General features: G+C 33.7%; 19 protein-coding genes. 3 read left to right on the top strand and 16 right to left on the bottom strand.

Annotated elements, in window-relative coordinates:
- Positions 1–4: 4 nt before the first annotated feature.
- From GYM75_RS09795 to GYM75_RS09765, 7 genes are all read right to left on the bottom strand, one after another.
- On the bottom strand, positions 5–3,016 hold the full coding sequence (locus tag GYM75_RS09795) for a hypothetical protein (protein WP_220215772.1): 3,012 nt from the start codon (positions 3,014–3,016) through the stop codon (positions 5–7).
- Between the two features lie 15 nt (positions 3,017–3,031).
- Positions 3,032–3,688 carry an HNH endonuclease gene (locus tag GYM75_RS09790; protein WP_220215771.1) on the bottom strand — a complete coding sequence of 219 codons (657 nt, stop codon included), beginning with the start codon at positions 3,686–3,688 and terminating at the stop codon, positions 3,032–3,034.
- A gap of 41 nt (positions 3,689–3,729) precedes the next feature.
- Complete coding sequence (locus GYM75_RS09785) at positions 3,730–4,083, bottom strand: DUF6750 family protein (RefSeq protein ID WP_220215770.1); 354 nt, start codon at positions 4,081–4,083, stop codon at positions 3,730–3,732.
- Between the two features lie 16 nt (positions 4,084–4,099).
- Positions 4,100–4,633: a conjugal transfer protein TraQ gene (gene traQ, locus GYM75_RS09780; RefSeq protein ID WP_220215769.1), complete on the bottom strand. Its 534-nt coding sequence runs from the start codon at positions 4,631–4,633 to the stop codon at positions 4,100–4,102.
- A 288-nt stretch (positions 4,634–4,921) separates the two neighbouring features.
- A complete protein-coding gene (gene traO / locus GYM75_RS09775) occupies positions 4,922–6,040 on the bottom strand; it encodes a conjugal transfer protein TraO (RefSeq protein WP_220215768.1) in 1,119 nt (372 codons plus the stop codon).
- Position 6,041: 1 nt separating this feature from the next.
- Positions 6,042–6,965 (bottom strand): DotH/IcmK family type IV secretion protein, encoded by a 924-nt coding sequence (locus tag GYM75_RS09770; RefSeq protein ID WP_220215767.1) that lies wholly within the window; start codon positions 6,963–6,965, stop codon positions 6,042–6,044.
- Positions 6,966–6,982: 17 nt separating this feature from the next.
- Complete coding sequence (locus GYM75_RS09765) at positions 6,983–7,639, bottom strand: DotI/IcmL family type IV secretion protein (RefSeq protein ID WP_220215766.1); 657 nt, start codon at positions 7,637–7,639, stop codon at positions 6,983–6,985.
- A gap of 415 nt (positions 7,640–8,054) precedes the next feature.
- On the opposite strand from GYM75_RS09765, the gene GYM75_RS09760 reads away from it, so the two are divergent.
- Positions 8,055–8,879: a replication initiator protein A gene (locus GYM75_RS09760; RefSeq protein WP_220215765.1), complete on the top strand. Its 825-nt coding sequence runs from the start codon at positions 8,055–8,057 to the stop codon at positions 8,877–8,879.
- A 564-nt stretch (positions 8,880–9,443) separates the two neighbouring features.
- Here GYM75_RS09760 and GYM75_RS09755 read toward each other — a convergent pair.
- The 9 genes from GYM75_RS09755 to GYM75_RS09715 form a co-directional block, all read right to left on the bottom strand.
- On the bottom strand, positions 9,444–9,923 hold the full coding sequence (locus GYM75_RS09755) for a hypothetical protein (protein ID WP_220215764.1): 480 nt from the start codon (positions 9,921–9,923) through the stop codon (positions 9,444–9,446).
- 12 nt (positions 9,924–9,935) lie between these two features.
- A complete protein-coding gene (locus GYM75_RS09750) occupies positions 9,936–10,241 on the bottom strand; it encodes a hypothetical protein (RefSeq protein ID WP_220215763.1) in 306 nt (101 codons plus the stop codon).
- 106 nt (positions 10,242–10,347) lie between these two features.
- Complete coding sequence (locus tag GYM75_RS09745; protein WP_220215762.1) at positions 10,348–11,370, bottom strand: hypothetical protein; 1,023 nt, start codon at positions 11,368–11,370, stop codon at positions 10,348–10,350.
- Between the two features lie 6 nt (positions 11,371–11,376).
- On the bottom strand, positions 11,377–12,387 hold the full coding sequence (locus GYM75_RS09740; RefSeq protein WP_187755592.1) for a hypothetical protein: 1,011 nt from the start codon (positions 12,385–12,387) through the stop codon (positions 11,377–11,379).
- A gap of 231 nt (positions 12,388–12,618) precedes the next feature.
- Positions 12,619–13,293 (bottom strand): hypothetical protein, encoded by a 675-nt coding sequence (locus GYM75_RS09735; protein ID WP_220215761.1) that lies wholly within the window; start codon positions 13,291–13,293, stop codon positions 12,619–12,621.
- Positions 13,294–13,604: 311 nt separating this feature from the next.
- On the bottom strand, positions 13,605–13,907 hold the full coding sequence (locus tag GYM75_RS09730; protein ID WP_220215760.1) for a hypothetical protein: 303 nt from the start codon (positions 13,905–13,907) through the stop codon (positions 13,605–13,607).
- A gap of 232 nt (positions 13,908–14,139) precedes the next feature.
- Positions 14,140–15,522 carry an MATE family efflux transporter gene (locus GYM75_RS09725; RefSeq protein WP_220215759.1) on the bottom strand — a complete coding sequence of 461 codons (1,383 nt, stop codon included), beginning with the start codon at positions 15,520–15,522 and terminating at the stop codon, positions 14,140–14,142.
- Between the two features lie 239 nt (positions 15,523–15,761).
- The gene (locus tag GYM75_RS09720; RefSeq protein ID WP_220215758.1) at positions 15,762–16,772 is read right to left on the bottom strand and encodes a serine hydrolase; all 1,011 of its coding nucleotides are present in this window, start codon (positions 16,770–16,772) and stop codon (positions 15,762–15,764) included.
- A gap of 17 nt (positions 16,773–16,789) precedes the next feature.
- Positions 16,790–19,222, bottom strand: a complete 2,433-nt coding sequence (locus GYM75_RS09715; RefSeq protein WP_220215757.1) for an excinuclease ABC subunit UvrA — start codon at positions 19,220–19,222, stop codon at positions 16,790–16,792.
- Between the two features lie 336 nt (positions 19,223–19,558).
- Here GYM75_RS09715 and GYM75_RS09710 point away from each other — a divergent pair, with 336 nt between their 5' ends.
- Positions 19,559–20,299: a carbonic anhydrase gene (locus tag GYM75_RS09710; protein WP_220215756.1), complete on the top strand. Its 741-nt coding sequence runs from the start codon at positions 19,559–19,561 to the stop codon at positions 20,297–20,299.
- A 266-nt stretch (positions 20,300–20,565) separates the two neighbouring features.
- Entirely contained in the window at positions 20,566–21,285 is a 720-nt protein-coding gene (locus GYM75_RS09705) for an outer membrane protein (protein ID WP_220215755.1), read from the top strand.
- Positions 21,286–21,472 lie beyond the last annotated feature (187 nt).

Below are 21,472 nucleotides of genomic sequence, written 5' to 3'. Positions count from 1 at the left end.
CTTACTACTTATTTTTTTGAAACTCATTAATTAGTTTTGTGGCAAGTGTATCAATGACTGAATGCTCGTCTTTGGTATGTTTTTTCAAATATTCGATGTGAGATAGTGCAGAACCCGAAGGGAATCGTTGAGCTAGAATTTTTCGGGCATTATAAGCACCTATAGCTTTATACATACGATTGCGAAGTGCGACATCTTCAAGCGTAGTTGAAAATGCCCACATTTCAATTGAACCAACGGTATTTGTTAATAGTTGGACAACACGACCTAATTTTGTTTTTAAAATGGCTAAAAATGTCCCCCCTGTAGACGTTGGACCCACCGCCTCACGTTGCAAACGCTGTATCGTATGGTTTGATATGTTAAACTTTTCTTTTAGGACTAATTCATCCGAATGATTGCCTCCTCTCATAACGAAAATAGACGTGGCGGAATCCAACAATTCAGACGCATGATCTTTAAGGAATTGCGAGGCGTTGATAATTCGAATGCCCCATTTTCGCCCTTCACGGGCATCCTTGATCATCGTTTGTGAAAATATCTCAATACCAGAAACATTATGCGTTTCATCGTAGGCTAAAATTTTTTTTTCATCCTGAATATTTGCAATTCTTTGCAAATGATAGTTACGATAAATCGGCGGACAAATAGGTAAAATCAATTCATCACGCAAAAAATAGTTTTTGGCTGCCAGTTGACGAGCAAATAAATACATGACCGTTGTACGCAATTTTCCTTCATTGGTTTTATTGCCTATTACGTCATTTATATCTATGGCGACAATACGGGTTTCATTACTGATTTCAAAATGAGTACGACCGCTGAAAACAGCATAATTGGTTGCTGCTGATATAAAACATCGATTCATAAAACTAATCAGATGTTCGCCACTTTCTAATCGTGATTCTCCAAATAATTGTTGAATAGAAGGAGTATTAAGATAGGCACTAAAATCGGAAAGTATCGGCGAAGCTTGACGCTGAGCTATCCCTGCTTCTTTAATTTTGTTGTTTTTAAACAAAATATCGGTTACTTCATACCATGAAAGATTTTCGGAATTTTCAATTTGTAATTCCTCCAATAGCGAATCAATTTCGGGAATTACTTGTTTTTCATACAAATTCGGCGATTTATCGGCTTTTTCCTCATAGGCGATATTCAACAACATTTCACAAATTTGCGGACACCCTTCGGGAATTTTATTAGTTGATGAATGTGTACACAGTAACACCATGAAATCAACTAAAAACTCATGTTCCTTCAACGTGGGATATCTGCAACCCAATTGCGTATCCCACGGATTTACTGCAAATTCGTAACTATTTTGCATACGAATGCAAATAGCTTCATGTTTACGGTTTTCGGGTAATGAATCCCGTATGAGCTGTATTAATCCCGAGGACGAAGGTCCAACGTCAACGATAGTCATTAACGGTAATCTTTTATTACCGGCACTGTGAATAGCAGCCAAATTCATTGAGTTCATAAAAACCGATTTTCCAGAACCAGGAGGGGCAGAAATCAATTCAATCCATGTATCTTGTAATCTACTGGCTAATTCAACAGGAAAAATTTTTCCTTCGGGCGTGCGTAACAGTAAATTACCCCCATTGGTAAATGGAGTGGCAGGACGTTGTAACGGAAACAGTTGTAAAGCATCGCTTAAAGGCGGAATAAGCCTATTAGCAATATTATTGCTTGAAAATGCAGGAACGGTTGCCGACCAAATGGCTAACGGGTCGCCATGCACCCCGTTAACATGGCAGCCACCCCATGCCTGTACCGCTTTTTCAAGAATGCTTACCCTTCGTTTTACCTCATGGTAATTATCTGCCCACGTCGACAAAGTAATTTTCATTTCGCAAATCGATTCATCTTTACTCAATGCGTCCAATGCTTCAAACGATTCACGAATTTCTTTGTTAGACGGCAACATACCCACAAATGATAATAACGTACGCCGAGTTCGCATAGAGGATAAACCACAAGGCGACAAATCAAATTTTACTCGCCAACCCATAGTTTTATCAATGTTATTCAATAAATCTGCAAATAACGTGATTTCCTGTTGCCCTAATTCAATAGATAAATTACCGTGAAAAAGTAACGGCGTTTCTATAATTTCACCGTTAAATTTTAATGGTGTATTACATACCTGATATTTAATTTTAGGCGGTACTAAATCGGAATAATCGTCTTTTTTTTCATTACCGTGCGCAAGCAAACGATCACCCAATAATACAGGTCGGAAATTTTCGGAAGTGCTTTCTCGGCTGATCATCATCCGTAAATGCCGTATGGCATCGCAAGCAGGTATTTTTTTTAAATATATGGCAGAATTACTACCCTCACCACAAAGCTTAAAGTCATCTTCCAAACGACTGATAAATGTATCATGCCTCGATTTTAAGGACATTAAAATCTGTGCAGGATTCTGCCCGTAAGTTAACTTTGGCAAATTCAGCTCTTGTGCCTCTTTAATTTTTTCCTTTATTTCTCGTTTGATTTCATCATTGGAAAATACGGATAAATGGGTATATACCACCAATAAATTTTTTTCGTGTGCAACATAAAGCGAGTTTTTTTCGATTCTGTCCAAAATGATATCTTCCGATTGTAAATCCATCATTTTTGCAGCTTGTAACGCAGGTTCTGAAAGTAATCGTAGTTGTTGATAGGCGCTTTCTGGATCTCGTTCAAATGTGATACTTATACTATGCCCCACACGATTAAAATATCCATTCAATCGTGAATGCAGGTTATTTAAAATAGTAGAAAATTCATTTGCTGAATAAGTTTCAAATGTGCCTTCTATTTCATATACAGTTAGCAATGATTTTAAATTATTTACTAAAATATACGGTTGACTATCTGAATCTCTTGCGATTTCCTCATCTGTCAACGGGATAATGGTGTCTAAATCACAATATTCCGATAAATTTTTTCCAATATAGTTTTTGGAAAGATGTACTAATAAGCTTTCTGCTCCATCGGCTAATTTTTCTAAAAATTTCATTTTTAATCTTCTAATTTATATAGGGTTGGATAATAAAAAATGAGTATAAATTTTATTCCATTCGGAAATCGGGGGGACGTTCAACATCAATTGATCGAATAAATCATAATCCGTGAATACTAAGGCTAATTCACTAAAAACAAATATTCGGTTATTTTTATACTGTTGTTCAACTGAAGTTAACACATCGGCGAAATCATAAGGCGATGAGGTATTAAACGCCTGTTCCGTGTAAACCTTATGAGATACAAGCCAATCGATAACTTTTCGTGCCTCCGATTGTTCTTGCTTATTGCCCGTTTTTAAAACATGGGATATGGTACGTTGTAAATGATTGACCGCCCGACCAGATAATTCGGGCAAATAGGCTATTACTGCCCGATCCTTCATAAGTTCCAAATGCTGCCAATAACGGCACAAAGGATCTATGACCGCTAAATTTTCAATATCATTATGTAGATGATTATCATCCAAATGATGAATTAAATTGTTTTCAGACTGAAAACCGCAATACTGGCAACAAAATTTATCCCGAATCATAACTGTACTTTTTAACATGTCGTCTATTTCGGGATTTTCTTTTTCTGCTCCATTTATTCTATTTTTTGCCGATAGATTTAACGGCATAACTTTTTGTTGAAAATTTTTACCCAGATCTACATGAATATTCATTAATATTATGGAGATAATTATATCTCCATCCTCCTGATTGTTTATTGAATACCTACGGTGTCTTGTGCCATAGTGAGCATGAATGATACGGCTGCCAGAGCTGCACCCCCAACCATTGGAATAAAAATTTGAGCGGCGGTAATTCTGCTTTGTTCGCCTTCCTTGCCTTTTCTCCATAAATTAAACGCACCATAACCAACTCCGGCAAATCCAATCGCCGTGAATATGGTAGATAAACTGTTTTTTACGGAATTGCTTTGTGCTGCTGCCTCTTCTGCCATTCGGGCAAGCCCTTTAGCAGCATGGGCATGAGAGGGAAATAAAAAAGCGAAAAGGGTAATAAATAGTAGTAATGATAAAAATAAAATTCTTTGTTCTAATTGTTCAGTTTTCATATAAATTTCCTTGTTGTTACCAAAAAATACCAAACGATTCACATGCTGCATCAATGATGTGTGTGATTTGTATCAAACAAACACCTCCGAACATATGCGTTAAGCTTTTACCAACTTTATCGCTACCTTGAGAATTTTGCCCTTCTAAAGTAGCTCGTTTTAACAGCATTAAACCTTTAATGAAAAAAACGCCACCAAATGCGCTGGTAAGAGTTAATGTTGAGTTAACCGCTTCGGATAATACTCCGAAATTTTGAGCGGGCTTATATGAAATCGCATTGTAGGAAACTTCACCTTCTCCAACGGATGCCCACATAAAATTGATAAATGTAGGCAGGTTGAACATTAACCCTCCGATCAGTAAAATCGGAATAATGCTTCCGAGCGTAACAGGCGGTTGACCTGCAACCGTATTAGCTTTAATCATCCGCATCAAGGTTTTACCTGTATAAACACAGCCTAAAAGCATTCCTATAGCCCATAGTAATTTCCATAAACTAGCTGAAAATTCACCCGCAAAATTCACCATCATAGTGCCGATATCTGTCACGTTTTTTCCTTTTGTATTAGATAATTAAAAAGTTAAATGCACGAATAACGGGATTTTTTTATAGGTTGAAAGCGTAAAATTTTGAATCAATTTTGAGACATCCTGTAACAGAAACTCTACATTTTCCGTGACGCTCAAAACATTAGTGAAATTTACGGGGTTGTGGGTTGCGGTGCTTGATAAAGAGAAGAAAAGTAAAAGTAAACTAAAAAAATATTTTTTCATTTTTTATTCCTTTTTTCAAATAACAGGAATGAGGTGTGAAAAAGTTAAACTATAAATAAGATCTTAATCATTTTTAAGTGTATCAAGTGAAGTAATAGTAGGGACAACATCGGCTAAAAATCGAATGCCAATAGTTGTATTTTTGGAAATTAATACTTGTTTAACAGGCATTTTAGCTGCATCTTCGCTTAAAACTTTACCTATTTGTTGAGCTATCCCTCCAATAATAGTTCCACCCACGGCACTACTGTTTGGATGTTCGGGATAGGACTGAATTACATTACCGTTCGGTAAAATATTTTGAGAACTCGCTTGTTCATAGAGTTGTCCTGTTTTACCGATACCATTTGCAATGGCAGGAATTATAATTCTGGTAAACCATCGATTATTAACTGAGCCGGATAATGAACTCCTCATAGATTGAGTATCAATGGGTTTTGCTACAATTTCGTACGATTGCCCATTGTATTCCATTGATGTAAATGTCATATCTACCGTATTGGTTAACAGTTTATACCCCATAGCAAAAAGTCGAGCGCCTTTATATTTACCTGTAGGTATATAGACACTGACGATTGAATTTTCATCTGTATCGATGTCCGTTTCCAATATGGCGGGTACTAAAGTAAATGCACTGATAAGCACAGAAGAATTTTTAGCAAACGAATGACCCGTATTTTCACCGACTTTTTGCATCAATGAATTTTTATATTCATCAAAATCATTGGAAACCCTAACGGTACTATGCACGGGTTGTGTGCTCCAACTGGATAAAATTGCCATAGTTTGCTCATTGATCAGCTCGTTTGCAGGAACTTTGACATATTTAGTTTTATAAATGATTGTAGGCGCTGATGTTGGAGGTTCAATCAATATTTCCTCAGATTCAGAGGATTTTTCAACCTTAGCATTTCTATTTGATAATACCGATAAATAGGTGTCACCATCCTCAATTGCCTGTTGTGCATTTAGGTGATTATAGGATTCTAACGTATGGTTATATAATTCATTATCGGTATCAGAAGTATCGAATTCCGTACCTTTATCCGTTAAAGTTATATTTGAATTGAGATCCTTAGCTTTAGTAAGCAGATAAATGAAATAGCCTATCACAACTGAAATAATGATAATGCCGATAATAGCCACGTTTTTATTTTGTTTAATATCAAACTGCAATTTCATGTTATATATCCAATTTTAAAATAATTTTGGAGTTGTAATCGGATAAGGTGATATACGGGGTTAATGGTATTGAATAAACGTTCATTCCATCCGCAGAAGATAAGGTTTGCTTATAACTTGAGAAAATTTTTAAATACGTACGAACATATAACGTATCATTGATTTTCCAAATTTTGATATCACGGGTAGGGGGAGTATTGGAAGTAAATTTTATTTTTTTTGCAGTACTAACCGAAACGCCGTCCAAAATATTTTGCATCGTTTCATCATAAATTGCTATTTTATGATCACCTTCAATTTGAGGAAGGGCATTTGGACCACGCCCGTGAACTCTTACATCTAAGCGGTAATCAACCGTACGTTTTTTATTTTCATCATGACCGAGCTTGATAATCACAGGTGTAGAAAGCCCTTTTAAAAAAACGGTCAAATTAGCGGTTTCTGTATAGCTTTTTGCCGAAACAATTACGCTTGCCGTATCTTTTAACCATTCCACATCAAAAGCATTTGGATCTGAAACACGAGGAGGAGCGGCAATAGTCCATTCAGCACCCGTGGAATCAATAAATACCAATGTACTCATTTCATGCGGTACAGTTTTTAAAACAGGAATTTTAGAGCCTGCCGAAAGATCAACCGAAATGCTTCGAACTTTTGGTATGACAGGGGGACGCCGTGACTTTTCTTGCCTTGTCGCATCAAAAAAATTACGTAACTGACGTATTTCTTCCGGCGTAAAAGGCGAAATCAACATCTTTGCAGTTTCAAAGGCTCTTTCCTCGTTGTCTGTTTCTATTGGATTTGAAGTAATGTAATCATCGGAATTGTATTCGGTATTGGATAAGGCTATATTTTTTTCATTCGCACTCACATGGTTAAGTACGGATAAAGTTAAAATTGCTAAAAAATATTTTATATGTTTCATATTATTCATTTTTTAAATTATAAGGGTTTGGTTACAAGTTGAGATATGGCAATGCCTTTAATTGAATCCAACACACTAATGCGATCAATTTTGACAGTTGCTAACAGTTTTTGAGAGGGAAATTCACTAGATTGACCCACTAAACGAATTTCGATGGGTATTTCAACAATCGAGTAATGAATGCCCCGATCTAGCCCCTGTTTAATTAAAACCCCAGTATTTGCGGTAACTGTCATATTCATTCTTTTACGAGTAATCGTATCTAAAATATTTGAATTTTCTAAAGATTCTAAAAATGAACTGAATCCCTGACGTGTATACTCCGAGCGCACCTGTTCAAGTTGCCCCTGATAGTTCAGAAAATCAATGCTGAACGATTTTATTATGGCATCTCGTGCGAATTGAATTATGTTAGATTGCGATTGGTAGGGTTCTGATAATGGGACTAGCTTAATGATACGCCCGTTATCACTGGCAAAATATTCTCGTTGTGGGTGAATTGCAAACCATACCGTTATACTAACCAACACAACCAGTATGATATTAGTCAATGTAAGGCAAATATTATAGAAAAGAAATGATGTTCCAAATTTTTGCAACATTTTTCTTTCGGTCATGGAATATAAGGTTTGCTCAAATATAGAGGATTGTAATTCTTTATCTGTATTATTCATTGGAATACTTCACATAAAATTCTTAGTACAGGAAAGGAGAAATGTAATGTATAGAAATAGTATTTTGAATTAAATGTGAAGAAAGAAGATACAACTTGCGTATATTATAAAAAAGTTTTTGAATTGTACAGATTATTTTTTATGGTTGAACATAAAGAATTTTATATTATAATTTCATCTTGTGGATAACCATGTGTATTCACTCGTATTTTACCGACATTTTTACTCGTATATCACCGACAGATCGTCGTATATCACCGTCACCCGTATTCGTATATCATCGACAAATCATCTAATAACCTTATATTTTATAATATTTTTTGCTGCTATTGCTTCACTAAGTTTCACCCTTTAACTTAATAATAACAATTAAGAAGATCTTATTAACAAAATTTAAGATGTATAAAAAGCGTTCATGGAAAAATTACCCGTAAAAATTAAAAATGATATCGTTTCTTTGGAATATCCCATTTTTTCACTATCCAAGAATAAATCGTTACTCATCAGAGAATATGTGCATTCAACATCGAACAAAAGAATTAAAATAATCCCTTCTGCTTTTGGTGCTGCAACCATTTTTGACAAAGAGTTGATATTATTTTGTGGGTACAAAATTTTATCTTTAGAACGAAACGGTTATCCCTTTTCTGATAAAATCACCATTGATACGTATGAATTTTTGAATTTTACAGGGCGTTCAACCGGAAATAATTCTTATATACAATTCCATGATACGCTCCGCCGGCTCAAAGGAACTATTTTAGAAACCAATATTGAGAACGGAGGAATACAATACATTCACGGGTTCAGCCTAATAGATGAATACAAAATTTTGAAATCGGGCAAAAATTCAATCTTACGTGTTGAAGTCATCCTATCTCAATGGATCTATAATGCATATCTGACTAAAGAAATTTTAACGTTATCACCCGAATATTTTCAAATTTCAAAACCGCTGGAACGTAGAATTTATGAATTAGCCCGTAAACATTGCGGTAAAAAAGCTATTTGGAAATGCCAACTTAGCATTATCAAAGATAAATGTGCCTCGACCCAAAGCGACCGTCATTTTCGTGCAGAAATTAGAAAAATTATTAAAAATAATAATCTTCCTGATTATAAAATAGCTTTAGATACGCATAGAAACCATGTTGTTTTTATAACTCGTAATACCAAACTATTATCCCATGAGTTGATTAAATCAAAAATCTTAGATTGGTACGGAAACCTTGAAAAATAGAAATTAGATAAATAGAGACTTGAAAAGGCGGTTGGAGTATATTATTATGCCATTGATAATTTAAATGGGTACACATTCGGGTTATCTACTAAAAATATATATATAAATTTATAAAAAAATCAAGTTATTAGATGAAAAGCTCATCTCCAGTTGGAGGAGCCAACTTTTCACTTCATCTCATATCTATACGTCTCTATTTGATTATAAATCAATATTTTATATTTTTTTAGTATACCGCTTATCCATATACATTTATCAATTTTTCTATCAATTTACTATTTTTTCGGGTTTAAATGCGGGTTAGCAAAAATGCTCATTTTTTTCAAATAAAAAGTAAAGCGATACTTTGAGGATCTCTTTCGAGAGCTGCATGATAAGCAGTTGCTTCAGCAACAAAAAACTTTGGCAACCTGTTCGGCATCAAAACCCTTGGTATCTGACAGGTAATAGCATTAGCTCCGCCATAAGCACCAAATATAGACCTTCCTATAAATCCATTTATAAAAAGGCCTCTTTAAATAATCAGTTCTATTTGTAGAAATAATAAACTTATCGAATTCCTTGTTAAATAGGTGATAACTCTTCTATAATCGCTTCCCAATAATAATCTAAACTTTGATAATTATTATTTAATTTATTCATTTTTTGTTCAAAATCATTAAAATAATGTGATCTATTTTCTTTATCATTTTTCCAATTATTTAAAAAAAATTCATAATAATAAATAGAGAATAGAAACTGAAATAATCCTACATTTAATATTGTTTTTTTCTTATTTGAAGGAAAAAATAAATAAACTTGCTTAGTTGTAATACTATATATTATCTTTCTGCTTTCACTATCATCTAAAATCAATTCTTTATTATTTAGATAGTTAATTTCTTTTGTAAATTTAAAGTCTAATTCTGTCGAATTTGGTAAACCGATATTAAATAGTATTTCTGCATCTTCAATATTTAAACTATCTCTTAATTCATTGTTATCGTTTTTTATAATTAAATTATCTTTAAAAAATAATTTGATTTGCTCTAGTTTATTTTTCATTCTTCTCCTTTATTAGTAGGATAAACTGGTTTTCCTGATCTTTTTGAAAAAATCAGTATTCTTTTCAGCCTTTCCAGCTTTTCTAGCTGTTCTGGTTTCTTTTGTTGAAGTTGTAGTTCTCTCTCTTACTATAGGTAGAAAGGGAACTACAACGTAAAAGGCAAAGTATGTTCTAGAAAATTTTTTTATACTGCCGCTTAAATAACCAATAACAATCAGTTTAGAAAACAGCAAGGAAAGATAAATTTCTTCATTTTTAATCTCTTTTATAAACTTCAATGATTTTATTATCCATAAAGTTTGCTGATTACAAATCATATTTTTAATCCTTAATAAACAGGATAAAAATAAAATAGCCTTACGTTTGTTCTCTTTATTTCCTTTGTAACTTCATAAATTTTTCTATTTCTGCAAAATTTTGTAATTATTTCACCATTAACAATGGTTCCACAAATTTGCGTTCGACAAGCTCACCGTCTTTATAGGTTTCTGTGTACAAAAGTTTGCCTTTTTTGCGAGTGGATAAGATGGGTTCATTCAGTTCATTATGTTCTAATTGATGACATTTCCAAATACCAACAGGCAGGCCATTTTTGTATTCCGATTCGAGATAAATATAACCGATACCTAGAGGCGCATATTTACTGACTGTTATCTCTATCCATAGCCCCTCTCGAGTATGGTTTTGAACTAAACCTTCCTCTGTATCATTAAGATCTGTATTTTGAAAAGAACCATTAGTATCATAATAGCGGATGAATTTGCCTTGGGGTGTCAGTTGGTATGTTCTTTTTTCATTAGCAGCACTGTCTGTCTCATCACTGCCAAAATCCCTAATAATTATTTTCCCATTATCATAATAGAAAAATCGATAGTCTCTACCGAGATCATTTCCATATTCGTAAGTAGCTGCTAATTTATCTACAATTTGATCCGAGCTAATAGAGATAATGGATTGAAAAACAAGATGTCTTCCATACTCGCAATGGTTGCATTCTAACTCAAGGTACTCAGTGGTGAGTAGAAACAGATCAAACTGAGGAAAGCCGGCTATTTTTTCTACATGAACTGTAATCTTCAGGTTTAAAATATCGTTGATATTAAATGGGATATCATAGGAATCCTGAACAATTTTCTTTAAATTTTCTTGGGTTAAAGTGATCTTATAGGATTGTTCTGATTGGGACTGCTTATTTAAATTTCTGAGCAATTCATAAAAAGCTTTTTCACTCCCCGAACGTTCATTTTCTGTTTCTGCATGTTGCCAATGTGTGGCAAAAGGATATAAAACATGTTTATCACCAATTGGCGGGCTGGCAAGCGGAGCTTGCATAATTTGGGTAATAAGATCGTCTTTTTTATTTTTATTAATCGGTTGGCTATTCGCCATTTGATTACAACCTATCATCAAGAAGATGATGATAAAGGGTATAACTATCGTTTTCATACTATATTACCCCTTTTTAATTTTAGCCACTTCATCATCTATAAACACCCGATTCACAAGCTCACCGTCTTTATAGGTTTCTGTGTACAAAAGTTTGCCTTTTTTGCGGGTGGATAAGATAGGTTCATTGAGTTCATTATAATGCTGTTCTAATTGATAAAATTTCCAAATATTAACGGGCAAACCATTTTTATATTCGGCTTCTAAGTAAGTATTGTTATGAGTATAACCGTTTGGCTTCATTTCAATCCATAAACCTTCGCGGGTATGGTTTTGAACTAAGCCTTGCTCTTCTTGGTTTTGAAATAGACCATTTTCGTCATAATAGCGGATAAATTTGCCTTGGGAGGAGAGTTGATATGTTTTTATTTCAGAAGCAAAACTATTTATCTCATCACGTTCAAGTTCCCTAATAATTATTTTTTCCTTGTTATAATAGAAAAAACGATAACTTCTGCCTATATCACTTCCAGATTTGTAAGCTACTACCAACTTATCTATAATTTTATCAGCAGAAATAGAAATAATGGTTTGTAGGGTAAATTTAGATTCGTATTCACAAGGATTACATTTTAAATCAAGGGATTCAGTGGTAAGTAGAAACAGATCAAAATGAGGCGAACTAGCTAATTTCTCTACATGAACTTTAATCTCATGTTTTGTAATATCATCAATAATATCAGAATAGATATCATATGGGATATTAAAAACCTGTTTTAAATTTTCAATAGTTAAAGTGATCTTATAGGATTGTTCTGATTGGGACTGCTTATCTAAATTTCCGGCCAATTCATCAAAAGCCTTTTCACTCCCCGAACGTTCATTTTCTGTTTCTGCATGTTGCCAATGTGTGGCAAAAGGATATAAAACATGTTTATCACCAATTGGCGGGCTGGCAAGGGGAGCTTGCATAATTTGGGTAATAAGATCGTCTTTTTTATTTTTATTAATCGGTTGGCTATTCGCTATTTGATTACTCATAAATAAGAGGGTTATACATGCTATTATCAATCTCATTGCCAATATTCCTTGTTTATTTTTTACAATGTTTCCCCGTTCTTTAAAAAAACGCTTGTATAGAATAACGGGTGCAGTATATGAGTGAGGTTTTCAGAATTTATGGAGAGTATATACCTGATTTCAGATAATAGTGAATTTATTTCCGCTTTATTTTAGGTGAATTTTTAATTGATAAGTTACTTTGAATAATAACAATTTTTGCCAAAATATTTTTTATTATCACGCATTTTATGCGCTGCAATCCATAGTATAAAAATCTAAAATTGTTAAATACCATTTATTATCCAGTTGTGTAAGATAAAATATGAAAATATTTTTTTCATCATCCGGTAATGTATCAGGAAAGTTTTCAATGTAAACAACTTTAACTGTTTTAGGGGCTATTTTATCGGCAATGGATTGATATTCCTCCCAAACAGGATTTTTTTCAAATTGATAGTGTTTTAGTTCCCAATGATAATAACCAAGCGCTATTTTTAAAGCCTCAATATTTTTTTCTTTTGAATTGGCATACAGACCTAGTTTAGTGACTTTTTCACTACATGGATCAAATGTAGGATATTGTTCATATTGTATTTTAGGATTGCCAGATATTGAAAACCCTAGCAATTCATCGTCTACCCAAGACGGTATTGTATTTTCAATTATTTTATTATTCGATTTAAATTGTTCAATTCTTCTCATTGTTGGGCTGGTACTTCCATTATATACAATGAAAAGACCTATATCTTTATTAATATATTGGTTAATTTCTTTAAAATTCTTTTTATTAAAAAGGTCAATAAGTTGATAAACCGTAGCATCAAAATGTGGGATTGTTTGAGTCACTGCTGATTGATTTTCTATTTTTTGACTACATGCTATATTAGCCAAAGACAATAGAATCAGTAATAATATTCTCATTTTAAAATTGTTTCCTTTTACTATTAAATCAACCTCTTAAAACTATTTAGAACCATTTTTTCCGCTTTATCAAATACCCAGTGATTATTTTTGAAATGGGATAAATAAGCATCCAGTTTAAACTTAAAATCATCATCAGAATAAATTTTTTTGATGTCTTTGTTTATAAGTTACGATATATCATAATTATCTAATCTTCTTTCGAGTAAATGTTTCTCTATTTCATTACTTAATAATTGTGGTCAATTAACCTGTTTATAAAAAGCAAAAATATATCAAACCCAAAAAAGTAATATGAGGTAAAAATTGCTTTATAGGGTTTTCTCTTTTGTATTTTTATGTTTTAAAAAAAATAATATAAGCAAAACTGAAATATAAAGAATTAAAGGAATCTTATAAATCATATCAATGATATTTTGTCCTATCATTTCATTTTCATCAGAAAACAAAACATAATAACTATTGTGACTTAAATAATTAATATAATTATAATTTTCAGAAAGAGGATTCAATTTTAGCGCCAAAAAGACAGTAGGATCATCCTTGCAAATAAGAATTTGGGTAAAACCTTTAATTAATAGTAATAGTATTATTAAGATCTTTAATAATTTCATTTTGTCATCCATTTATAATCTTATTGGATAGATTGAATTTTGACCTTAATTCGGGGATGTGCTTCATAAATATTACTTTTTCCCTATTCTTTTCTTCCAATAATATAATGATATTCAATATCTACCCAATTATTTTTTACAATATGTCTTTCTTCTCCTTGATTAACTTTTGTACTTAGCTTATTTGCTTAATATTGTTTGAGATAATAGCGTAGCAATAGACGAAAATAACTTATTCCAAAATTGATTTGAATTTTAATGATTTCAGACTTTTCTTCACCCACAAAAATGACCATAAACATGAAAGTAGGTTTCCGAGTGCCATAGAGATAAAAATGCCATTCATTCCCATTTTTTGAACAAAGACTAAATATAGTCCTATAGAAAAAATCATGATCATTCTAATATAAAGGATAATTACCGCAGGTAGGGGTTTTCCTGTCGCTTGAAAGAATGATGCGATTATCCACGTTATTGCCATAAAACAAAAGGTAAATGACACGATTAGCACTTGTTTTGTGGCAAGATCAATCACTTCTGGTATTGAAGTAAATATTGAAAATAACCAAGGAGAAAGTAATACATACACTGCTGCAATGAAGCTACATAGTATCATTATTGCCCTTAAGCTTAGATTAAAAGCTTCTTTAATCCGATCAAGTTGATTACGTCCATAATTTTGCGAAATAAAGACCATCATTGCACCAGCAATAGCAATCATCGGAATAACTAAAATCTGATCAATTCTCCCAACCAATGTCCATGCATTCATTGCATTTTCATCAAAGGTATTGGTAATAATTTTATTGTAGGCAACGATAATGATATAAGTTGAGGCTGTCATTAAAAACTGAGGCAATCCAATCCGTATGATTTCTCTGGCAATTTTTCCGTTAAAGTGAGTAAAGTTAAATGTTAACGGAATTCTTGATTTTCCCTTGTGTATAAAGCGGATTAAATAGGTAAAAGCCATAAATAACGATATTGTTGTGGCTACACCTGCACCAGCCACCCCCATATCGAGTACAAATATCAATATCGGATCAAGTATGATATTGAGCGTTACCATAATCATAAATGATATTGCAGTAACATATGTCAGGCCTTCGCCAATAAGAATACCGCCATAAACCTGTAATAATATTATGAACAGTAAACCTGGGGCTAATGAATATAAAAACTGTAGGCTATAGACTGTTGCTTCAAGGCTTAATTTATCACCTGATAATAAATTAATAATTTGTGGGCCAAAAGCATAACACATAATCATAAATGGCACGGTTAGCAGTAAAGCTATGACGACACCTGTAACACCCAGATTTTGACAATGATTAAATCGTTTTTCACCGATCAATCGCCCCGTTGTGGTACTGAGTCCAACGGCTAAACCTGAAGCGATAGCTTCAAAGACAAAAAATAGTGGAAATAAAAGACCGGTTCCCGCCAACGGGGCTGAAGAAGTAGGATTGATCAATGAAATAAAATAGGTATTGATTATTAAGTAAGCATAATTTAATAAGTGACCAATGAGAATGGGAATCCCTATTTTTATAATTATTGTCATGATTGGACCTTCAAACATGCCTTTTTGCAATTTTTCTTGAAAATTTGACATAGATTTCTCTTTAAGTTTATTTTTTAAATAATGATGTTATTTTTCTCTAGCGCAAAAAAGCTTCTAATCGACATTTTATCGAGAGCAAAATATCCATTATATTTTTCACTTTATAGTACCTGCCCGAACAGCACCTATCCCAACCTAAAACGTTTTGTTAGACAGTTCATGGCGGTAAAACCTTCTTGCCTTTTGGTGGAATGAATCGCAGAAGGGATATTTTATTTACGACGAAAAAATTAACTGTCTGTTATCGATGGAATGATATAATCCGCCATGAGTTCCCACCTGTCGATTATCATCTTGTCGACTTTCGATACGATTGCCACTATCAGATCCTTTTCGGGAACACAATAGAGATAAGTTCCGCCTATGCCTGCCGCAAGAAAAGTGTTAATCCCCTTATCTTCTCTAAGCCACCACATATAGCCACAATCTTCCGTATGCTGTTTTAGCGATTCAGTTATCCAGTTTTCTGAAATGATCGGCTTATCATTGCATTGGCCTTTATTCAAATACAAATATCCCAAACGAAGCATATCCCGCAGAGTTAAAGACAGCCCCCAGCCTCCGGTATTGATATTTTGAGGATCTTTTATCCAACCGGTAATATTTTCACCATAGACCTCTTCTTTAGAAAAGGATTTCATCTGCTGGTCAACGATCTCTTTCACTCCTAAATGGCTGAATAATGATTTATTGGCAAATTCTCGGGTTGATAGCCCCGTACTCCGCGTAATAATCGCTGAAAGAAGGTGGGCATTAGACATATTGAATTGAAACTCCCCAAGCAGGCCTTTTTGTCCCAACATTTCAAGCATAAACATCGTCCAATTCTTTTGCCTTCTCAACCTATCTAATGGCTCACTCTTTTTCCAAGAATAGGGTGCAGTCATGGTTAGTAAATGTTTGATTGTCAGATGTCGCTTTAACATATCACTGGCTTTGGATTCCGCTTCTGGAAAGAAATCCAGTATTGGTTGATCGGCGCTTTTTATATATCCTTTATCAATGGCTATTCCCACTAAAGCGGAAGTAACGCTTTGTGTTACTGAAGTGAGATGATGAGTATTTTCAGCATGGTAACCTTTGAAATATTTTTCAAACACAATGCTGCCTTTTCGCAAAATTGCGATTCCTTTAATAATGCCTAGTTGAAAATTCAAGGCGACATCCAGCTCTCTCAATTTATCTGGATTCATATCCACCGATTCTGCATCAATGGTTTCTAATTCTTTTATATTAGCCATAATCAAGTATCCACTTTTTAAGTCGTAGGAGTTAAATATTTTCCGATTAGTGATTTTGGATTTTTCACCAAGTCTTTAGGGGTTCCTTCGGCAATGATTTCACCACCTTTTAATCCTCCTTCAGGACCAAGTTCCACAATCCAATCACACGATTCAAGAACTTCATGATTATGCTCAACAACAATCACAGAGTTTCCGCTTTTGATTAATTCATCCAACAGTTTTATTAGCTGAGCTGTATCATAAAGACTTAAACCAGTAGTGGGTTCATCCATGATATACAAGATATGACCTTTTCGTTGCCGTCCTAATTCCTTCGCGAGTTTTAGTCTTTGGGTTTCTCCTCCGCTCATTGTTGAAGTGGGTTGCCCAAGCTTTATATATCCCATACCAATCCGTTCCATTATCTGTAACGGACGAACGATGAAATCATTATCACTAAATAGGGCTATCGCTTCAGAAATCTGCATATCAAGAATTTCTGAAATATTTTTCCCTTTATACATAACAGTTAAAACTTCATTGTTATATCTTTTACCTTTACATTTTTCGCACGTTGCGTACATTTTTAAGCTACCCTCAGGAAAAATAGCTTTACGTCCACTACCATTACACTCTCGGCAAGCGCCCTCGGAATTGAAGGAAAAGTGTCCAGCCGTTAAATTTAATCGTTTTGCTTCGGGTTGTTCTGCAAATAATCTGCGTATCTTGTCCCATATTTTGGTAAAAGTGATAGGATTCGAATTTATATTTCTTCCTATTGGTGCCTGCGATACTTCAGCAAAGCCAGAAATATTTTCTGCGCCATCAAGCCTTTCGGCTATTGTTTCGATTAACAGTGATTCTTCTTCAAGATCTATTTCTTCTCCATTGGTATTGTTCTTATTGGCGTCTAAGCGAAAATAACTTTTTAACAGGGGCGTAAGCGTGTTCGATATCAAGGAGCTTTTACCACTTCCAGAAACGCCCGAAACCCCAATAAGAACGCCTAATGGAAATGCGATTGAAATATCTTTTAAATTGTTGGTTTTGGCGTGTCGAATGACTAAACGGGGAATAGCAGAATCATCGATATTTTGTTTTAACATCCTTACCGGCATTTTTGCTTTGCCGGAAAGATATTGTCCTGTCAATGATTTATCGCATTTTAACAGACCAGCATAATCACCTTCATAAATCACTTCCCCGCCTTCAATTCTCGCTTTTGGGCCAATATCAATGATATGTTCAGCTATTTCTATCGTACTTCTGTCATGTTCCACAACAATAACCGTGTTGCCCAAATCTTTAAGCGCTTTTATAGATTGTAAAAGTTCAAGTTTTTCTGATTCATGTAGTCCGACTGTGGGTTCATCAAGAATATAGATAAGTGACTCAAGTTTGGATTCCAAATGCGAGTTAAGGAAGAGTCGTTGTATTTCCCCGCCACTCAGTGAGGACATTTCTCTATAAAGTGATAAATGCCCTAAACGAGAAGCAATTAATGATTTTGTCTTGCTCAAAATATCGTTAAGAAGATTTTTCCCAAATTGCGTTATTTCGTTTAGTTCTAATGCCGATTCAAAAAACGTTTTAGCCTCGTCTAAAGTCATTTTGCCGACTTGACCAATATGTTTATCATTAATTAATATGTTGCGAGCTTCTTCACCTATGCGATATCCATGACATTCCGAGCAGAGGGTTATTTCGTACAGACCATTTAAATATTCGCCTCTTTTGTGTTTAGCTTGCAAAATTCTTGATAAGCAGAAGCTTTGATTTGCACTGTTATTGCTGACATAATGCCCGTTTACCACTTCTTCTTTTATTTCATCCGGTATTTCTAAATAAGGCTGATCCATATAGCCTTTGAAATTCCTTTCCAAGACGCGAAGTATACCGGGGGTTACCCCGATAAAATTAAATAACTCTCGAACGGTGGGATTTTTATTTGCAATAAGCTTTTCCATATTAATGTGATAATATGCGCCTCTGCCAGCGCATTTCATACACATTCCGTTAGGGTTATTATAGGAAAAATAGCCTAATTCAAGGCGCTCTTCCTCATGTCCACACTTAGCGCAGACCTTATCTTGTCCAATAGTTTCGTTGCACTCTGAACATTTAACCCGCCCTTCACTTGAATACAGTAGGGCAAGAAGGTTGAATATGTTTGTTTTTGAACCGACTGTTGATCTTGGGTTATTCTGACGTACAACGCTTTGCTTAACTGCAATTGTCGGGCCGATACCCTCTATGCTTGCAAATTTTCTCTCATTTTCAAGTCCCGGAAAGATTCCTAATGATTGAAGATACCCTTTACGTCCTTCTTCAAACACAATATCAAACATCAGACTAGACTTTCCTGATCCACTTATACCGGTAGCAACGGTTAATTTGTTTTTGGGAATAGTAATATCAACGTCTTTAAGATTGTGAATGCGAGCTCCTGTTATTTTTATACTTTTCATCTAATCAAACCTTGTCTTTTTAATTAAGAAATTCCAACTAATTTATTTATCGTTAAGATTAACCTATTGAGGAAATATAGAGCATTATTTTTTATTAGTGAAATGAAATATCTATATTTTTTAAAATTTATTGACAAAATTGAAATTTTGTGCATTGGTTGTATTTTACCGACATTTGGTTAACTATATTGTTTATTTAAAAAACAGTTCAAATTTTTTAAGAGGCCTTAATGAGGTTTTTTGAGAGAATTGTTTTAATTAACTAATTTTAGATAGTCAGGCTAGTTTAATGAGTCTATAATTTCGCCACAAATCACATTATTAAATTGAGAAATTATGAAATTGAACATAAGGATTGTTGCTTTAATTGCAACATTTAGCTTCCCCTGTTTTGCAAATGAACATACCACTCATTGGGGATATGATGGGCAAGAAAAGCCTGAAAATTGGGGAAAGCTTTCACCGGAATATTCAACTTGTGAAAATGGCAAGAATCAATCGCCAATCAATATTGAACATGCACTTAAAACAAATCATCCTGAGCTTAGTCTTATTTTCAATTCTGCTAAGCAAGAAATGGTTAATAATGGGCACACTATCCAAATCAATGTATCGGGTGAAAATAGTTTAACGTTGGATGATGAGGCTTTTACATTGCAGCAATTCCACTTTCATACGCCTAGCGAAAATGAAATTAACGGTAAGCATTATCCGATGGAGGCGCATTTTGTTTATAAAAATCAAAATGGCGATTTAGCGGTAATGGCGTTAATGTTCAATGAAGGTAAAACTAATTTAGAATTAGAAAAAGCATGGCATCAAATGCCAACAGCGGTGAATAAAAGCCTGATATTAGATAATGCTATTGATATTAAAGCGTTATTACCCAATGTATTGGACTACTACCGCTTTAGTGGTTCACTGACTACGCCACCTTGTACAGAAGGGGTAAGGTGGATTGTGTTAGAACACGAAAGTTATGCATCAAAAGCACAAATCGAAAAATTTCACTCAATTATGCAACATGATAATAACCGCCCAATTCAACCGTTGAATGGACGAATCATTGTTGATTAATTAATTTGACAATGGGATTAGTTTCTCTGAGTTAATAGTTATTTATCAGAATATTTTTTATTTTAATTACTTTACAAATTAAAATCATTTTAATTACATAAAAATTACATTTAACTAATTAATTTTACATTGTTTTTTTGTGTGCTGTTTATATTAATCAATAAAGATATAAAAAATATTAATATCTATCTGATTGCATGTGAAATTTTTATGTTTTAGAATGTTTTTGCCATGAATGGCATGAATAAGATTATTAGGAAATAAATATGAAAAAAACAGTAATAGCATTATCGACGTTGGCTTGTTTATCAAGTTTTGCAAACGCTCAAAATAGTGGTTTCTATCTTGGTGGTCAACTAGGTGATAGTATTTTTAAAGTAAATAGTATGAAAGATACTTTTTATGATGATGAAAAAAGTTTAAATATCAACATGGGTTCAATGAATAAAAGTAAATTTGCTGGTGCATTGAATCTTGGGTATAATTTCAAATCTGCTTTTGATATCCCTGTACGTGCTGAAATTTCATTTACTCTACGTGGTGATTCAAATAAGACAAAACATGAAAGTGAAATCGATGAAGATGATGACACCATTCATACTACCAATAAAGTAAAAGCTAAAATGAACACGTTAATGTTCAATGCATATTATGATATTGATACTAAAACATCATTTACTCCTTTTGTTGGTGCTGGATTGGGGGTTGCCTTTACTAAATTGAAACGCGATTATCGTGATTGGGTGAATGATGATTATGATGATGATTATCGTGATCGTTTTTCGAAAAACAAAACTAAATTTGCTTGGAGTTTAGCGGCAGGTGTTGGCTATAAAATTACAGATAATTTAGATTTTGATTTTAGTGCTCGTTATTTGGATGCTGGTAAAGTAAAATTTAAAGCTCATAGAGAAGATTACGATATTAAATCAACGGCTAAATTCACTTCAGTTGATTTATTAGCTGGTATTCGTTATACCTTCTAATCATTGTTTATCAAGTTAACAAGGGCGAAAGCCCTTTTTAATGAATAACACCATTATAAAATATCCCGGCGATTTATCTATTTCAAAAAAGCCGTTTATAAAAATTCTTATAAAACTAAATAAACTATAATACCCAAAGTAAGAGCCCATCCGTTGCAGAGGCAACAAACAAATAATGATTGATGCG

It is taken from the genome of Gilliamella sp. ESL0441, from assembly GCF_019469185.1.
Taxonomy (GTDB): domain Bacteria; phylum Pseudomonadota; class Gammaproteobacteria; order Enterobacterales; family Orbaceae; genus Gilliamella.
Note: the sequence above shows the minus strand (reverse complement) of the source record. Positions and strands in the feature narration are given on the sequence as shown.

Bases quoted from the DNA above. Each gene is read 5' to 3' on its own strand.
- GYM75_RS09740 (WP_187755592.1), bottom strand. From the start codon at position 12,387: ATGAGATTGATAATAGCATGTATAACCCTCTTATTTATGAGTAATCAA.
- GYM75_RS09755 (WP_220215764.1), bottom strand. From the start codon at position 9,923: ATGAAAAATAAACTAGAGCAAATCAAATTATTTTTTAAAGATAATTTA.
- GYM75_RS09770 (WP_220215767.1), bottom strand. From the start codon at position 6,965: ATGAAACATATAAAATATTTTTTAGCAATTTTAACTTTATCCGTACTT.
- GYM75_RS09745 (WP_220215762.1), bottom strand. From the start codon at position 11,370: ATGAAAACGATAGTTATACCCTTTATCATCATCTTCTTGATGATAGGT.
- GYM75_RS09710 (WP_220215756.1), top strand. From the start codon at position 19,559: ATGAAATTGAACATAAGGATTGTTGCTTTAATTGCAACATTTAGCTTC.
- GYM75_RS09725 (WP_220215759.1), bottom strand. From the start codon at position 15,522: ATGTCAAATTTTCAAGAAAAATTGCAAAAAGGCATGTTTGAAGGTCCA.
- GYM75_RS09790 (WP_220215771.1), bottom strand. From the start codon at position 3,688: ATGAATATTCATGTAGATCTGGGTAAAAATTTTCAACAAAAAGTTATG.
- traO (WP_220215768.1), bottom strand. From the start codon at position 6,040: ATGAAATTGCAGTTTGATATTAAACAAAATAAAAACGTGGCTATTATC.
- GYM75_RS09765 (WP_220215766.1), bottom strand. From the start codon at position 7,639: ATGAATAATACAGATAAAGAATTACAATCCTCTATATTTGAGCAAACC.
- GYM75_RS09735 (WP_220215761.1), bottom strand. From the start codon at position 13,293: ATGAGAATATTATTACTGATTCTATTGTCTTTGGCTAATATAGCATGT.
- GYM75_RS09730 (WP_220215760.1), bottom strand. From the start codon at position 13,907: ATGAAATTATTAAAGATCTTAATAATACTATTACTATTAATTAAAGGT.
- GYM75_RS09785 (WP_220215770.1), bottom strand. From the start codon at position 4,083: ATGAAAACTGAACAATTAGAACAAAGAATTTTATTTTTATCATTACTA.
- GYM75_RS09720 (WP_220215758.1), bottom strand. From the start codon at position 16,772: ATGGCTAATATAAAAGAATTAGAAACCATTGATGCAGAATCGGTGGAT.
- GYM75_RS09705 (WP_220215755.1), top strand. From the start codon at position 20,566: ATGAAAAAAACAGTAATAGCATTATCGACGTTGGCTTGTTTATCAAGT.
- GYM75_RS09750 (WP_220215763.1), bottom strand. From the start codon at position 10,241: ATGATTTGTAATCAGCAAACTTTATGGATAATAAAATCATTGAAGTTT.
- GYM75_RS09795 (WP_220215772.1), bottom strand. From the start codon at position 3,016: ATGAAATTTTTAGAAAAATTAGCCGATGGAGCAGAAAGCTTATTAGTA.
- GYM75_RS09715 (WP_220215757.1), bottom strand. From the start codon at position 19,222: ATGAAAAGTATAAAAATAACAGGAGCTCGCATTCACAATCTTAAAGAC.
- GYM75_RS09760 (WP_220215765.1), top strand. From the start codon at position 8,055: ATGGAAAAATTACCCGTAAAAATTAAAAATGATATCGTTTCTTTGGAA.